Genomic DNA, 16,049 nt, shown 5'->3' on the forward strand with positions numbered 1-16,049 from the left:
ACCACGGTCAGCCGAGGGGAGTCAGGACGCGATCAGACCGTCTCGACGAGGCGGGCCGTCTCGTCGTGCCAGCTGGTGGCGATGGTGCGGAGCTTCTCTTCGTACTTGCGACCATGGTGGGCGCAGAACAGGAGCTCGGATCCGTTGACCTCAGCGGCGATGTACGCCTGAGCGCCGCAGGAATCACAACGATCCATGGCTGTCAGGCGGAACTCGACGGTGGAGGTGTCACGTTCGGTCGTTGCGTTCATCTCGGTGCCTCCTCGGGTGTCGGCTTCGCTGGGGGATTTGGTCAATACAACCACGCTCCACCTGTACGCATGCCCGGTTTGCGGCGTGTTTCGCTCAGCGCGTACGCGACCCCGCCGAGTGGCCTCCCGCGGGGAGTGTCTGCGGAGTCGGGGGAGCTCACGAGATTAGACTCGGAGATTGTGAATGCCGAGTACTCCGCCCATCATCTCCAGGTGCTTGAAGGCCTCGAGGCCGTCCGCAAGCGCCCAGGGATGTACATCGGGTCCAACGGCTCGCCCGGGCTCATGCACTGCCTCTGGGAGATCATCGACAACTCCGTCGACGAGGCGGTCGCCGGCAACGGCACCAAGATCGACATCATCCTGCATGCCGACGGCAGCGTCGAAGTGCACGACCGAGGTCGCGGCATCCCCGTCGATGTGGAACCGCGCACCGGGTTGACCGGTGTCGAGGTGGTCTACACGAAGCTGCACGCCGGCGGCAAGTTCGGTGGCGGATCCTATGCGGCATCCGGTGGTCTGCACGGTGTGGGCGCTTCCGTGGTGAACGCGCTCTCCGAGCGCCTCGACGTCGAGGTCGACCGCGGAGGCAAGACCTATGCGATGTCGTTCCATCGCGGCGAGCCCGGAATCTTCGCCGACTCCGGGGAGAAGCGCCCGGACGCTCCTTTCACACCGTTCCAGGAGAAGAGCGAACTGCGGGTGATCGGCAAGGCGCCCCGCGGCGTGACCGGCACCCGGGTGCGCTACTGGGCCGATCGGCAGATCTTCACCAAGGATGCGGCCTTCCAGCTGTCCGAGCTGGAGACGCGCGCCCGTCAGACCGCCTTCCTGGTCCCGGGGCTCGAGATCGAGGTCGCCGACAAGCGCACGAATCGTCCTGACGCCCCGGAGCTCGGTTCCGAGGACGCGGATTCCCCCGGGACCGTGACCTCCTACCTCTATGAAGGCGGTATCTCGGAGTTCGTCGACTACCTCGCGGTCGACCCGCCGATCACCGACAACTGGCGCATCCAGGGTGAGGGAACGTTCAAGGAGACGGTTCCGGTCCTGCAGGCCGACGGACACATGATCGCCACCGAGGTGGAGCGCGTGTGCGCCGTCGACATCGCACTGCGGTGGGGAACGGGCTACGACACCAAGGTGCGCTCGTTCGTCAACATCATCGCGACGCCCAAGGGCGGAACCCATCAGCAGGGCTTCGAGCAGGAGCTGCTCAAGGTGCTCCGCGCGCAGGTCGAGCAGAACGCCCGCCGTCTCAAGGTCGGCAACGACAAGCTCGAGAAGGACGACGTCCTCGCCGGGTTGACGGCCGTGCTCACGGTCAACGTGCCCGAACCGCAGTTCGAGGGGCAGACCAAGGAGATCCTCGGCACCCCTGCGGTCCGGCAGATCGTGGCCCAGGTGATCCGCAAGGACCTGGCGCAGCGCTTCAGCTCCACCAAGCGCGACGACAAGAACCAGGCGTCCCAGCTGCTGGACAAGGTCGTCTCCGAGATGAAGGCACGCGTCTCGGCGCGTGCGCACAAGGAGACCCAGCGTCGGAAGAACGCACTGGAGTCGTCGACTCTGCCGACGAAGCTCGTCGACTGCCGCACCAACGAGGTCGACCGCAGTGAGCTCTTCATCGTCGAGGGCGACTCGGCGCTCGGTACCGCCAAGAATGCGCGCAACAGCGAGTTCCAGGCGCTGCTGCCGATTCGAGGGAAGATCCTCAACGTGCAGAAGGCCTCGGTGGGCGACATGCTCTCGAACACCGAGTGCGCATCGATCATCCAGGTCATCGGGGCCGGCTCAGGGCGGACCTTCGATATCGACGCGGCGCGCTACGGCAAGATCATCCTGATGAGCGATGCCGACGTCGACGGTGCCCACATCCGTACCCTGCTGCTCACCCTGTTCTTCCGCTACATGCGACCGCTGATCGAGCACGGCCGCGTGTTCGCCGCCGTACCGCCGTTGCATCGAATCATCGTGATGAACCCCGGATCGAAGCCGAACGAGACGATCTACACCTACAGCGAGCAGGAGATGCACACGCTGCTGGCGAAGCTTCGCAAGGCGGGCAAGCGCTGGCACGAGCCGATCCAGCGCTACAAGGGTCTCGGCGAGATGGATGCCGAGCAGCTGGCGAACACCACCATGGACCGCTCCGGTCGTCTTCTGCGTCGTGTGCGCATGGAGGATGCGGAGGCCGCGGGGCGCGTGTTCGAGCTCCTGATGGGCAACGAGGTCGCTCCGCGTCGCGAGTTCATCATCGACTCTTCCGACCGGCTGTCGCGCGAGTCGATCGACGCGTGAGGAGATCCGGAGGCCGGCGGTGACCCGCAGCCTCCGGATCGCTCAGACGAGTGTGCGGCCGATGCTGCCGATGACGCCGTCGATGGGCTGACCTGAGGCGTCGCGGCGTGCTCCCGCTTCGGGGAGCTTGCGCACGGCACCGGTCGGATCGACCGCGTGCGGAGGGTTCGGCCCCACCCAGGCGACCGTCAACCGGTCCTCGCCCTTCAAGAAGGAATGCGCGCGGACGCCACCGGTCGCGCGGCCCTTGGCGGGGTACTCCGCGAACGACGACACCTTGGCCCGGCCGGGGTCGGTGCCGGGGAGGATGCTCTCCCCTCCCGACACCGTGGCGACGACGGCATCCGCAGACGGATCGACCACGCCGAAGAAGAGCACGGATGCCCCCGAGCCGAGCTTGACTCCCGCCATTCCGCCGGCCGGTGCTCCCTGCGGGCGCACCGCCGACGCCGGGAAGTGCAGCAGCTGGGCGTCGGTCGTCACGAACACCAGCTCGGCGTCGTCCGGTGCCTCAGCCGCTCCCACGACCGTGTCTCCCGGCTTCATGCCGATGACCTCGAGGTCGGGACGCACAGGCAGGCTGGAGGGAACGATGCGCTTGACCGTGCCCTGCGCCGTGCCGAGCGCGATCGGCGTCTCACTGTCGAAACGCACGAACCCGAGCACGCGCTCACCCTTGGTCGTGATGCCGAGGTAGTCGCGCAGCGGGGTGCCGGCGGCGAGCTGCACGGAAGTGGCGGGCACGGACGGGAGGTCGACGGGGGAGAAGCGCACGACGCGGCCGAGGCTGGTGAGTGCTCCGAGTTCGGCTCTGACCGTGGTCTCGACCGTCGTCAGGATCGCGTCGTGCTTGCTGCGCCTGGCGGGGACGGAGAGCTCCTGACCTTCGCCGAGGTCGACGCGGACCGTGCGACCTGTGGTGGAGAGCACGAGCACGGTCGGTGCATCCGCGATCTGCAGGTCGACCGCGCCCTTGGTGGCGCGGGGCTTGGGAGGAGCGGCGTTCATCAGGAGCGTGCGCCGGGGGGTGCCGTACGCCTCGGCTGCGGCGTCGAGCTCCTTGGCCACAGCGGCGCGCAGCAGCATGGGGCTGCCCAGGAGTTCGCGGAGGGCAGCGATCTCGGCCAGCAACGCATCGCGTTCGGTCTCGAGCTCGATCCGGGAGAACTTCGTCAGACGGCGCAGACGCAGCTCGAGGATGTACTCCGCCTGGAGCTCGCTCAGATCGAAGACCGATCGCAGCCGCGCGCGGGCCTGCTCCGAGTCGTCGGACGAGCGGATGACCTGGATGACCTCATCGATGTCGAGGATCGCGATGAGCAGACCCTCCACGAGGTGCAGACGCTCCTCGCGACGCTTCAGGCGGTAGCGGCTGCGACGGGTGATGACCTCGAGGCGGTGGCCGACGTAGACGCTCAGCATCTCCTTGAGGCCGAGCGTGCGCGGCTGGCCCTCGACCAGGGCGACGTTGTTGATGCTGAAGGAGTCTTCCAACGGGGTCAGGCGGTAGAGCTGTTCGAGCACCGCGTTCGGGTCGAAGCCGGTCTTGATGCCGATCGCGACGCGCAGCCCGTGATTGCGGTCGGTGAGGTCGGTGACGTCGCTGATGCCCTGCAGCTTCTTCGCCTGCACCGCGTCGCGGATTTTCTCGAGCAGTCGTTCCGGACCGACCATGTACGGCAGCTCCGACACGATGATGCCGGTGCGCCGGGGGCCGAGAGGCTCGATCGACGTCTTGCCCCGGACTTTCAGAGCCCCGCGTCCGTTGGTGTAGGCGTCTTTGACGCCGTCGAGTCCCATCAGGATTCCACCGGAGGGGAAGTCGGGCCCGGGAACGAACTCCATCAACTCCTCAGTGGTCGCATCCGGGTGCTCGAGCAGGTGCGTGGCCGCCGCGACCACCTCGATGAGGTTGTGCGGCGCCATGTTGGTGGCCATTCCCACGGCGATACCGCTCGCACCGTTGACCAGGAGATTGGGGAAGGCCGCCGGCAGCACGGCGGGCTGCTGGAACTGACCGTCGTAGTTCGGGATGAAGTCGACGACATCCTCGTCGAGGTTCTCAGTGAGCGCCAGGGCAGCGGCCGCGAGCCGGGCCTCGGTGTAGCGGGCCGCGGCGGGCCCGTCGTCGAGGGAGCCGAAGTTTCCGTGCCCGTCGACCAGGGGAACGCGCAGGGCCCACTCCTGGGCGAGGCGCACCAGGGCGTCGTAGATCGCGGAGTCGCCGTGGGGGTGCAGCTTTCCCATCACCTCGCCGACGACGCGCGCGCTCTTGACGTGCCCGCGGTCGGGGCGAAGGCCCATCTCCGCCATCTGGTAGAGGATGCGGCGTTGCACGGGCTTGAGACCATCGCGCGCGTCGGGCAGAGCGCGCGAGTAGATCACCGAATATGCGTACTCGAGGAACGAGCCCTGCATCTCGGTGGAGAGGTCGATGTCCTGGATGCGCTCCTCGACAGGCTCGGGCGGCGGGGTTTTCGGCATGGACTTCCTGAGGGCATACGGGAGCCTGTGTCAGACTGGCTCGGATGTCCTTCATGCTACCGTCCGCGCCGCCGAGTTCCCGGAGTGTCGTCGGGGTGGCGGACGACCTGTTCGCCGCTCTGCGCGGCGAGTCCGAGCTGCTGCCGCGCGCGGATTCGGTGGTCCTCGTCGTGATCGACGGCCTCGGCGCGATCAGTCTGCGCGGGCATGCCGGGCACGCACGGGCTCTGACGTCGGGGATGGCGAGGAAAGACGTCGCGCAGTCGGTGTTCCCGTCCACCACGGCGGCGTCGCTCACCAGCATCGTCACGGGCGTGTGGCCGGGGGAGCACGGTCTCGTGGGCTATCGCGTGCTCGATCCGAGCCGCGATGTGCTCGTGAACCAGCTCAGCGGCTGGGAGACGGACGGGATCGATCCCCTCACGTGGCAAGCGGCGCCCACGATCTTCGAACGAGCGATCCGCGACGGTCACGCGAGTTTCGCCGTCGGATTCGCCGGGTACGCCCACAGCGGTTTCACCAAGGCCACGCTCCGCGGGGCCGAGTTCGTCGCGGCGACCACAGCGCGCGCTCGCATCGAAGCGGCGTACGAGCTCGCTCAGACTCATCCGGGCTCTCTCGTGTACTGCTATCTTCCCGAGGTCGACAAGGCCGGACACAAGCACGGCATCGCCTCAGCGGAATGGGTCGCTGCATTGGAGGACGTCGACGCCGCCGTGTCTGCGCGCGTGCCCCCCGGCGTCGGCGTGGTGGTCACATCGGATCACGGGATGGTCGACGTGGCGCCGAATCGACAGGTGGTTCTGGAGGAGACGCACCTCGAGGGGATCCGTCACATCGGGGGAGAGCCGCGCATGCTGCACGCCTACCTGCAGCCCGAGGCGGACGCGGCCGCGGTGACCGCACGATGGCGCGCCGACCTCGAAGGGGTGGCCGACGTCGTGACCCGTGACGAGGCTGTGCACGCGGGGCTCTTCGGCCCGACGGTCACCGAGGCGGCCTCGTCGCGGATCGGCGATGTGCTCGCGATCGCCCGCGGAACCTGGGCCGTCTACGACGGCACGGCTGCCGACCAGCGTGGACGAGGGATGATCGGTCAGCACGGCGCGCTCACACCCGAGGAGCGGCAGGTGCCGGTGATCAGGCTCGGCGCGTTCTCGCGCTGACGTCGATCGGGGAAGCCGCGATCAGGCCGGCGTCACTCGTCGGTGCGTGCGCCGAAGACGATCTCGTCCCAGGAGGGCATCGCGTTCCGGCGGCGTCGTCGGCCGTTGGAGTCACTGGAGTCCGAACCTGACGGACGCGGTGCGGGCTGCTGCGGCTCCGGCTCGTCATCCGGCTGCTCGAGAGCCTCGAAGAGGGAGATCGGGCTCGGCTCGGGGCGCTCTGCGTCCTCGACATCGTCGAGCAGCGGCGCCGTCTCCCGCTGGCCGCGTCGTCGGCGAAGCGCCTCCAGGAGATCGGCGGTCTCCGGACTCGTCGTCTGCGCTGCGGGCGCGCGCTTGATCGCCGCATCCTGCGCGGCGGCGTCGGAGCGCTCAGGGAACGACGGGTCCTCGATCTCCGCATCGGGCGCCGGCAGCAGGCGTGGCCCGAAGGCGCCGGAGTCGAAGCGGCTCTCGTCCTTGTACGGCGAGGTGATCCGGTCGGCGTCCACGGCCCGCAGGCGGGGGATGAGGCCCTCAGGAAGCGAACCCTGCCGCGACAGCTGCGTGGCGTCGGCGTTGAGCGGCGAGAGAGCACTGCGGCGAGGGTCGAAACTCCAGCGCGCATCGTGATCGACGTCGTTGGCCGTGAACTCGAGCTTGATGATCCAGCCGGAGTCATCCTTCCAGCTCGCCCAACGCTCGGACGTGGCCTCGATCTCGGCGAGCTTGGCCCGCACGGCGACGCCGAAGGTCGGCTGCGCATCGGGTTCGACCTCGCTGCCGATGAGCACGGGAACGGCGAGCGCCTGCCCGATCACATGCTCGCGCTCGGCGAGGACCGGGCCTTCGAACCGTGCGACGTCGTCGACGCCGATGCCGAGCAGTTCTGCGACCTCTGTGGCCGTGAGGCCGGCACGGATCTGCGCCTGGATGTCGCGCGGGCTCGCGGCGAGCTTCTGGGCCGTCGGCTCGCTCTGACGCGTGGCGCGACGGATCTCGCGCTGCAGCATGTCGTCGATGGGCAGCGCGAACCGCTCGCCCGACTCGGTCGCGAGTACGAGGACTCCTGCTTCTGTGCCGACGATGGTGACGTTTTCCATGCGAATGCCCCTCTGATGGGTGTCCGTTCATGGTGTCACGTGCGGGGCGTCAGGCCCGGGAATACCCTGGGCGTGCCGTGAGTTTCCTCCGTCGCACGGACGAGCATTTGCGTTATGTCGTTTGGTCGTGCAAACTATGGCCGCCGAATACCCGACGGCGCACCACCCACTCGCACCATGAAAGTGGAGATCTACCGCATGGCAACCGATTACGACGCCCCCCGAAAGAGCGAAGACGACTCCGAGTCGATCGAAGCCCTGAAGGAGCGTGTGCCGGACAAGCTCTCCGGCTCAAGCGGGGACGAAGACTCCGACAACCCGTCGAGCTTCGACCTTCCGGGTGCCGACCTCTCCGACCTCGAGCTCGACGTCGTCGTGCTGCCCGCGCAGCAGGACGAGTTCACGTGCATGAGCTGCTTCCTCGTGAAGCACCGCTCACAGCTCGACCACGAGGGCGCATCCGGGCCCATCTGCAAGGAGTGCGCTGCGTAAGCAGTCCTCCGAGCGACGTATCACGCGCCCCCGACCACTCCGGTCAGGGGCGCGCTGTCGTCTGTGGGAAGCGTCTCAGTCGCGCGAAGCGCGGATCGCCGCGGCCAGGCGGTCGGGCGTGCGGGTCGAGATCGTCCAGGCGTCGACCGGGTCGTCCTGGTCGAGGTTCGGAACGACGACGATGCCGTCGATGCCGCCGCGGATCAGGTGCCACCCACGTGCCGGCAGCCCCGGGCCGCGGGCGTGACGAGCTTCTTCGCCGGTCAGGGCCACGGGGTCGCCGAGATGCCTGGTGTCGATGTGTGCGCGGCCTGCGTGCAAGACGGAGCCGACGACGGAGACGACCGGGGCGGCGGCGATGAAGCCCAGCACCAGCAGAGCCGACACGGCCGCGCCGAGCACGAGCGCGACGGTCGAGCCGATCGGCACGAAGACGAGCGAGACCATCGGGCCGGCGACCGCGACGGTCACGAGCAACCAGAGGCTCGGCGAGAGCCTTTCGCGGTAGCGGGGGCGTGTGTCTGTGGCGGGGTTCTGCATTAGCCTCATGGGGTGACCGATTCCGTTGATATCCCCATTATCGCTGCAGTGGTGCCCGGGTACGCGCATCCGGGCGATGCCGGTGCCGATCTGATCGCGGCGGAAGCCGTGCACCTCGAGCCGGGGGAGCGCGCACTCGTGCCGACGGGCGTGCGTATCGCCCTCCCCGAGGGGTACGCAGCGTTCGTGGTTCCGCGCAGCGGGCTGGCGGCGAAGCACGGGATCTCGATCGTGAACTCGCCCGGAACTGTCGACGCGGGCTATCGCGGCGAGATCAAGGTGAGCCTGATCAACACCGATACCCGGAGCGCGTACGATGTGGCCGTCGGCGATCGTATCGCGCAGCTGATCATCATGCCCGTCACGCGCGCCACGTTCATCCCCGTCGACGAGCTGCCGGACAGCGTCCGCGGTGCCGGAGGATTCGGATCCACCGGCTATCAGGCAGCGACCCACCAGAACGAAGCAGGACAGGCCAATGACTGACAACAACGAGACCCCTTCGAAGTCGGCACCGCTGAATCGTGCCACCGACGGTCCCTTCGATGACTCCGAGGCGAACCCCGTCCGCCCGTACATCGACCTCGGCGGGATCAAGATCCTTCCGCGAGAGGGCCTGAACCTCCGTCTCGAGGTCGAGGAGCAGTCCAAGCGCATCGTGGCGGTCGGTCTCGACTACGCGGACTCCTCGCTGCAGGTGCAGCCGTTCGCGGCCCCGCGCACCGGCGGGCTGTGGGACGAGACGCGTGTGCAGCTGCGCGACCAGGTCAAGGCGCAGGGCGGCCGTGTGGAGGAGAGGGAAGGCCCGCTGGGCAAGGAGCTCCTCGCCGAGGTGCCCGCCACCGCGGCGGAGGGATCCGGGCTGCGCCTCGCGCGCTTCATCGGCATCGACGGTCCTCGTTGGTTCCTCCGCGGTGTGATCGGTGGCGCCGGCGCCTCCGATCCGGATGCGGCTGCGAAGGTCGAAGACCTCTTCCGTTCGATCGTGGTGGTCCGTGGCGGATCGCCCATGCCTCCGCGTGACCTGATCCCGCTTAAGATGCCGGCGACCCCGGGTTCCGCGTGAGCGCTCCCGAGCCCGGACCCGAACGAGACAAGAGCACCTCCGAGATTCTCGGGCAGGCTCTCGGAGGCGCCGCGCGTCGCGCCGGCCTCGACCCCGCCGAGAGCTCGAGCACGCACAAGGTGGTCTGGTCCGCGATGGGCGGGTGGCGCGGCATCCTCGAGTCCGTGCTGCCCAGCCTCGCGTTCGTGGTCATCTTCACGATCCGCCCGGAGCCGCTGATCCTCTCGCTCGGGATCTCGGTCGGTCTCGCGGCGGTCTTCACGATCATCCGGCTCGCTCAGAAGTCACCGCCCTCGGCAGCTCTCGGCGGTCTCGTCGCCGCGGGTGCGGCAGCGGCGCTGGCGCTGTGGACCGGACGCGGCGCCGACAACTTCGTCCCCGGACTCATCACGAACGCGGTCTACGGATCGGTGATCCTGGTCTCCGCTCTGATCGGGTGGTCGCTGATCGGCCTCGCGGTCGGATTCCTGATGGGGGAGGGCACCACCTGGCGCAATGACCGCCGCAAACGTCGTGCCTACTTCTGGCTCGGGATCGCCTGGGCCGCGCTGTTCTTCGCGCGTCTGGCCGTGCAGCTGCCGCTCTATCTCGCCGGAGATGTCACGGCGCTCGGCACTCTCAAGCTCATCATGGGCCTGCCGCTCTTCGCGCCGCTGATCGCCGTCACCTGGCTCGTCGTTCGCGCTCTCCACCCGCGCGAGCCCGCGAGCGAGGACGCTCCGGAGGCGTGATAGATTTATCTTGACATCAAGATAAATCGCAGGCTTTCGCCGGTGAGCTGTGCGGAGCAGACTGGTTAGGGCCGCCTTGCTAGCCGCAGGGGCTTGCTGGCGAGCAAGATGGAGGCGCCTGTCGCTCCCATCCGAATAGAAGGAGACGGATCCGTGTCCACGGTGAACAGCTTCGGTGCCAAGAGCACCCTGACAGTCGGCAGCACCGACTACGAGATCTTCCGCATCGACACGGTGCCCGGTTTCGAGAAGCTCCCCTTCAGTCTCAAGGTTCTCCTCGAGAACCTGCTTCGCACCGAGGACGGCGCGAACGTGACGAAGGCGCAGATCGAAGCGCTCGGGTCGTGGGATGCCGCGGCCGAGCCGAACACCGAGATCCAGTTCACGCCGGCCCGTGTGGTCATGCAGGACTTCACCGGTGTGCCCTGCATCGTCGACCTCGCCACCATGCGCGAGGCCGTGACGGCGCTCGGCGGCGACGCGAACAAGATCAACCCGCTCTCGCCCGCAGAGATGGTCATCGACCACTCCGTGATCGCCGACCTGTTCGGCTCGGAGAACGCGCTCGAGCGCAACGTCGAGATCGAGTACGAGCGCAACGGCGAGCGTTACCAGTTCCTGCGCTGGGGCCAGACCGCGTTCAGCGACTTCAAGGTCGTCCCGCCGGGAACCGGCATCGTCCACCAGGTGAACATCGAGCACCTGGCCAAGGTCATCTACGACCGCAACGTCGACGGCGTGCTCCGCGCATACCCCGACACCTGCGTCGGCACCGACTCGCACACCACCATGGTCAACGGCCTCGGCGTGCTGGGCTGGGGCGTCGGCGGCATCGAGGCCGAGGCGGCCATGCTGGGCCAGCCCGTGTCGATGCTCATCCCGCGCGTCGTCGGCTTCAAGCTCTCCGGCGAGATCCCCGCCGGGGTCACGGCGACCGACGTCGTGCTCACGATCACCGACCTGCTGCGCAAGCACGGTGTGGTCGGCAAGTTCGTCGAGTTCTACGGTGAGGGCGTCGCCTCGGTGCCGCTCGCCAACCGCGCGACCATCGGCAACATGTCGCCGGAGTTCGGCTCCACCGCCGCGATCTTCCCGATCGACGACGTCACCCTCGAGTACCTGCGCCTCACCGGCCGCAGCGAAGAGGCCGTCGCGCTCGTCGAGGCGTACGCCAAGGAGCAGAAGCTCTGGCACGACGCCGCGCACGAGCCCACCTTCAGCGAGTACCTCGAGCTCGATCTCGGCACCGTCGTGCCCTCGATCGCCGGCCCGAAGCGCCCGCAGGACCGCATCCTCCTCTCCGAGGCGAAGTCGCAGTTCGAGCAGGACATCCTGAGCTACGCCTCGCCGTCCACCTCGGACTCGATCGTCGACCTCGAGTCGAAGCACTCGTTCCCGGCGTCCGACCCCGGTCAGGCCCCCGGCGACGAGGAGCCGACCACGCGTCCGGTGCACATCAACAGCGGCGCCCCGGCGAACGCCTCGAAGCCCGTGCCCGTCACGACGCCGTCGGGGGAGAAGTACATCCTCGACAACGGTGCCGTCACGCTCGCGGCCATCACCTCGTGCACCAACACGTCGAACCCGTCGGTGATGATCGCCGCCGGTCTCGTCGCACGCAAGGCGCTCGCGAAGGGCCTGAAGCAGAAGCCGTGGGTCAAGACCACGCTCGGCCCCGGCTCGAAGGTCGTCACCGACTACTACGAGAAGTCCGGACTCGACAAGGACCTCGAGGGCCTCGGGTTCTACACCGTCGGCTACGGCTGCACGATCTGCATCGGCAACTCGGGTCCGCTGATCGAAGAGGTGTCCGAGGCGATCAATTCGCACGATCTCGCCGTCACGGCCGTGCTCTCGGGCAACCGCAACTTCGAGGGGCGCATCAGCCCCGACGTGAAGATGAACTACCTCGCCAGCCCGCCGCTGGTCATCGCGTATGCGCTGGCCGGGTCGATGCACTTCGACTTCGAGAACGACGCGCTCGGCAAGGGCACCGATGGGGAAGACGTCTTCCTCAAGGACATCTGGCCGACGCCGGCAGAGGTGCAGGAGCTCGTCGACTCCTCGATCTCGCGTGAGCAGTTCATCAAGCAGTACGCGACGGTCTTCGACGGTGACGAGCGCTGGCGCAGCCTGCCCACTCCGGACGATGACATCTTCCAGTGGGACGAGAACTCGACGTACGTGCGCAAGGCGCCGTACTTCGAGGGCATGACGATGGAGCTCACCCCGGTGAAGGACATCGAGGGTGCACGCGTCATGGCGACGCTCGGCGACTCGGTGACCACCGACCACATCTCGCCCGCCGGCAACATCAAGGCCGGCACGCCTGCGGCCCAGTACCTCACGGAACACGGCGTCGACCGCAAGGACTTCAACTCCTTCGGCTCGCGTCGAGGCAACCACGAGGTCATGATCCGCGGAACCTTCGCCAACATCCGTCTGAAGAACGCGATGGTCGCGGCCGTCAACGACGGACAGGTGGTCGAGGGCGGCTACACGCGTGACTTCACCCTGCCGGGCGGCCCGCAGTCGTACATCTACGACGCGAGCATGAACTACCAGGCAGCCGGCACGCCCCTGGTCATCTTCGGCGGCAAGGAGTACGGCTCCGGGTCGTCGCGCGACTGGGCGGCCAAGGGCACGAGCCTGCTGGGCGTCAAGGCGGTCATCACCGAGAGCTTCGAGCGCATCCACCGCTCGAACCTGATCGGCATGGGCGTCGTCCCGCTGCAGTTCCCCGCCGGCGAGAGCTGGGAGTCGCTGGGCCTCGACGGCACCGAGATCGTCTCGATCTCGGGTCTGGAAGAGCTCAACAACGGCGTCACGCCCAAGACGGTCCAGGTCACGGCGATCCCGAGCGAGAACTCGCCCGAGGGCAAGCAGCCGGTCGAGTTCGACGCGGTCGTCCGCATCGACACCCCCGGCGAGGCCGACTACTACCGCAACGGCGGCATCCTGCAGTACGTGCTGCGTTCGCTGGTCTGATCGCACGGATGAGGGGGCTCGGATCTTCGGATCCGAGCCCCCTCATCGCGTCATCCCTTCCTGTCAAGGGGCCGGCGCCCTCCGGGTTTTCCCGGAGTCTCGGGGTAGGATCTAGAGACGTCCGCACCCTCGTCGGGCGCTTGTGACGGAGCCTGTGAGGAGGTGCAGATGCCCATTCTTCCGAGCATCTCAGGACCCCGTGATCTGGATGCGCTCTCGACAGAGCAGCTGGCGGAGCTCGCCACGGAGATCCGCGAGTTCCTGGTCGAGAACGTGTCCCGGACGGGCGGCCATCTGGGACCCAACCTCGGTGTCGTCGAGCTGACGATCGCTCTGCACCGCGTGTTCTCCTCGCCGGACGATCCCTTCATCTTCGACACCGGACACCAGTCCTACGTGCACAAGCTCCTCACCGGGCGCCAGGACTTCTCCGCACTGCGCGTCCGAGGCGGCCTCGCCGGCTATCCGCAGCGGGGGGAGAGCCCCCACGACGTCGTGGAGTCCTCGCACGCCTCCAGCTCGCTCAGCTGGGCCGACGGCATCTCGCGGGCGCTGACGGCGACCGGTCGCGCAGACCGGCACGTGGTCGCGGTCGTCGGCGACGGCGCACTCACCGGTGGCATGACCTGGGAGGCGTTGAACAACATCTCCGACGACAACGACCGCAACCTGGTCATCGTCGTCAACGACAATGGGCGCTCGTATGCACCGACGATCGGCGGCATGTCGCGATACCTCAACCGCGTGCGCACGGCGGCGGCCTACAAGGACCTCCACCAGCGCTCTGACCGCCTCTTCCGGGCTTTCGGTCCCGTGGGGCGTGCGGTGTTCCGCGGTGTCCGTGGAGGTACGCACGGCTTCCTCTCGCGCTTCACGAACAACGAGGCCCTCTACTCGAACCTCGACATCAAGTATCTCGGCCCGGTGGACGGACATGACCTGCCCGCACTCCTGGAGACGCTGGAGCTGGCGAAGTCCTACGGGGCCCCTGTCATCGTCCACACGATCACCGAGAAGGGGCGGGGTTACCAGCCTGCTCGCGACGACGAGGCCGATCAGTTCCACGCCGTCGGCAAGATCGATCCGACGACCGGCGAGACGCTCTCCTCCGGCGGACGAGGCTGGACGGATGTGTTCTCCGATGCGCTCGTGTCCATCGGCGAGCAGCGCAGCGACGTGATCGCGATGACGGCTGCGATGCTGCGCCCGACCGGGCTCGCGCCGTTCGCCGAGCGCTTCCCCGATCGGGTCTACGACGTGGGCATCGCCGAGCAGCACGCGGTCGCGTCCGCGGCCGGCCTGGCATATGGGGGCCTGCACCCCGTCGTTGCCCTCTACGCCACCTTCATGGGGCGCGCCTTCGATCAGGTGCTGATGGATGTCGCCCTGCACCGCGCCGGGGTGACCTTCGTCCTCGATCGGGCAGGGGTCACCGGCCCCGACGGTCCCAGCCATCACGGCATGTGGGATCTCGCGATGCTGCAGATCGTCCCGCACATCCGCATCGCCGCGCCTCGCGACGGTGCGCGCCTGACCGAAGCCCTCGGCGAGGCCGTCGATGTCGAGGACGCCCCCACCGTCATCCGGTTCCCGAAGGGAGAGGTCGCCGCCGATCTGCCGGCGATCGAACGCCTGAGCGACGGAGTCGACGTGCTCGCCCGCGGTGAGTCCGAAGACGTCCTCATCGTCGCCATCGGCCCGTTCGCCGAACTCGCTCTCGACGTCGCCGAGCGGCTCCGCGCGCAGGGGATCGGTGCGACGGTCATCGATCCGCGCTGGGCCATCCCGGTGCAGCCCTCGATCGTCGAGCTCGCGGCGCATCATCGCCTCGTGATCACGCTCGAAGACGGCATCCGCGTCGGGGGCGTCGGCACGCGTGTGCGCCAGGTTCTGCGGGAGGCCGGGATCGACACCGCGGTGGACGAGCTGGGGCTGCCCGACGAGTTCATCGACCACGCCTCGCGTGATCAGATTCTCTCCGACGCCGGTCTCACAGCGCCGAAGATCGCGCAGGACATCGTGTCGCAGGTGCTCGGGACCCGCATTCCGAAGGCACGTCACGCGGGGGAGGGCGGAACCATCGACATCCCTCTGCACGAGCGGCACTGACGCCCGAACGGATGTCGGCGCCGCCGCCGTCAGTTCAGCGCGTGCAGGGCCGCGACGGCCTGCGCGCCTCGGTCGACGTCACGGAGGGCCGTCGAGAGCAGGTAACCGTCCGTGAGGGCGTCGCCGGTGACCATGACGCGCACCAGCTCGACGCCGCAGGCACGGCGTACCTCCTCGGCGCTGGCTGCGATGACGCGGGTGTTGATCTCGTCGTTGTGCGGCAGCTCGGCCCCCTCGAGCCCGCGGATCACATCCCTCAGCGCCGCGCCGACGATGTTCGATGCGCGTTCCTTGACGTTGACCACATCGAGCTCGAAGACCCGCAGATCGCTTCCCGTCGGTATGGGGCGCCACTCGAAGGAGGCATGGACGCGATGCTGATGGCCGCTGGATCCGGTCATCTCGCGCGCGGGCAGATCCGTCGCGCGGCAGCGGACATCGACGAGCTTGTACCAGTAGAACAGCGGGAAGGCGCCGTGGGACCCCGGGTGCAGCACCACGACCTCGCCGACGGCGCCTGCGCGGGCCGACGGCCGTCGCTGTGGACGGTTGCGGATGATCGGCTTGCCGTTGCGGGTCCGGATCGCTGCCCAGCCCTCATCGACGGTGACGATGAAGAGCTTCAGGAGAGCGGGGAGGACCAGGAGCGTGGTGAGGATCGCCGTGCCGGTCTTCAGCAGCCCCGACATCCCCTTGCCGCCCAGCATCGTGAAGAGCATGTCCATGACACCACTGTGCAGGGTCGCGGCACGCGGGAGTGTCGTGGAGGCGCTCGGCCCGGGGGAGTTCATACGCTGTTCCCCGCGCGTTCTCCGCGATGCTGTGCGGTGGATACGCCC

At 67.9% G+C, this 16,049-nt stretch carries 13 protein-coding genes; 8 read left to right on the forward strand and 5 right to left on the reverse strand.

Annotated elements, in window-relative coordinates:
• Positions 1-32: 32 nt before the first annotated feature.
• The gene (locus tag D514_RS32110) at positions 33-251 is read right to left on the reverse strand and encodes a hypothetical protein (protein WP_017830482.1); all 219 of its coding nucleotides are present in this window, start codon (positions 249-251) and stop codon (positions 33-35) included.
• Positions 252-428: 177 nt separating this feature from the next.
• Here D514_RS32110 and D514_RS32115 point away from each other — a divergent pair, with 177 nt between their 5' ends.
• Positions 429-2,552 carry a type IIA DNA topoisomerase subunit B gene (locus D514_RS32115; RefSeq protein WP_036323631.1) on the forward strand — a complete coding sequence of 708 codons (2,124 nt, stop codon included), beginning with the start codon at positions 429-431 and terminating at the stop codon, positions 2,550-2,552.
• Between the two features lie 42 nt (positions 2,553-2,594).
• Here the strand turns inward: D514_RS32115 and D514_RS32120 are convergent, their stop codons facing one another.
• Positions 2,595-5,036, reverse strand: coding sequence for a DNA topoisomerase (ATP-hydrolyzing) subunit A (locus D514_RS32120; RefSeq protein ID WP_017830484.1), 2,442 nt, complete (start codon positions 5,034-5,036; stop codon positions 2,595-2,597).
• A gap of 95 nt (positions 5,037-5,131) precedes the next feature.
• Here D514_RS32120 and D514_RS32125 point away from each other — a divergent pair, with 95 nt between their 5' ends.
• A complete protein-coding gene (locus tag D514_RS32125) occupies positions 5,132-6,202 on the forward strand; it encodes an alkaline phosphatase family protein (protein WP_017830485.1) in 1,071 nt (356 codons plus the stop codon).
• A gap of 32 nt (positions 6,203-6,234) precedes the next feature.
• Here D514_RS32125 and sepH read toward each other — a convergent pair whose 3' ends face one another.
• Positions 6,235-7,284 (reverse strand): septation protein SepH, encoded by a 1,050-nt coding sequence (gene sepH, locus D514_RS32130; RefSeq protein WP_017830486.1) that lies wholly within the window; start codon positions 7,282-7,284, stop codon positions 6,235-6,237.
• Positions 7,285-7,482: 198 nt separating this feature from the next.
• Here sepH and D514_RS32135 point away from each other — a divergent pair, with 198 nt between their 5' ends.
• The gene (locus D514_RS32135) at positions 7,483-7,776 is read left to right on the forward strand and encodes a DUF4193 domain-containing protein (RefSeq protein ID WP_029259298.1); all 294 of its coding nucleotides are present in this window, start codon (positions 7,483-7,485) and stop codon (positions 7,774-7,776) included.
• 75 nt (positions 7,777-7,851) lie between these two features.
• Here the strand turns inward: D514_RS32135 and D514_RS32140 are convergent, their stop codons facing one another.
• Complete coding sequence (locus D514_RS32140; protein ID WP_017830488.1) at positions 7,852-8,316, reverse strand: DUF3093 domain-containing protein; 465 nt, start codon at positions 8,314-8,316, stop codon at positions 7,852-7,854.
• A gap of 12 nt (positions 8,317-8,328) precedes the next feature.
• Between D514_RS32140 and dut the strand changes: the two genes are divergently transcribed.
• The 5 genes from dut to dxs all read left to right on the forward strand — a co-directional run bounded on the left by dut (position 8,329) and on the right by dxs (position 15,210).
• A complete protein-coding gene (gene dut, locus D514_RS32145; protein ID WP_051056601.1) occupies positions 8,329-8,802 on the forward strand; it encodes a dUTP diphosphatase in 474 nt (157 codons plus the stop codon).
• Complete coding sequence (locus D514_RS32150) at positions 8,795-9,382, forward strand: DUF3710 domain-containing protein (RefSeq protein ID WP_017830490.1); 588 nt, start codon at positions 8,795-8,797, stop codon at positions 9,380-9,382. Before dut ends, D514_RS32150 begins: the two co-directional genes overlap by 8 nt.
• Positions 9,379-10,113, forward strand: coding sequence for a DUF3159 domain-containing protein (locus D514_RS32155; RefSeq protein WP_017830491.1), 735 nt, complete (start codon positions 9,379-9,381; stop codon positions 10,111-10,113). Before D514_RS32150 ends, D514_RS32155 begins: the two co-directional genes overlap by 4 nt.
• A 153-nt stretch (positions 10,114-10,266) precedes the next feature.
• On the forward strand, positions 10,267-13,101 hold the full coding sequence (locus D514_RS32160; RefSeq protein ID WP_017830492.1) for an aconitate hydratase: 2,835 nt from the start codon (positions 10,267-10,269) through the stop codon (positions 13,099-13,101).
• A gap of 168 nt (positions 13,102-13,269) precedes the next feature.
• Positions 13,270-15,210: a 1-deoxy-D-xylulose-5-phosphate synthase gene (gene dxs, locus D514_RS32165; RefSeq protein WP_017830493.1), complete on the forward strand. Its 1,941-nt coding sequence runs from the start codon at positions 13,270-13,272 to the stop codon at positions 15,208-15,210.
• Positions 15,211-15,239: 29 nt separating this feature from the next.
• On the opposite strand, the gene D514_RS32170 is transcribed toward dxs, so the two are convergent.
• Positions 15,240-15,935 carry an SPFH domain-containing protein gene (locus D514_RS32170; RefSeq protein ID WP_036323634.1) on the reverse strand — a complete coding sequence of 232 codons (696 nt, stop codon included), beginning with the start codon at positions 15,933-15,935 and terminating at the stop codon, positions 15,240-15,242.
• Positions 15,936-16,049 lie beyond the last annotated feature (114 nt).

The organism is Microbacterium sp. UCD-TDU (genome assembly GCF_000340625.1).
Classification (GTDB): domain Bacteria; phylum Actinomycetota; class Actinomycetes; order Actinomycetales; family Microbacteriaceae; genus Microbacterium; species Microbacterium maritypicum.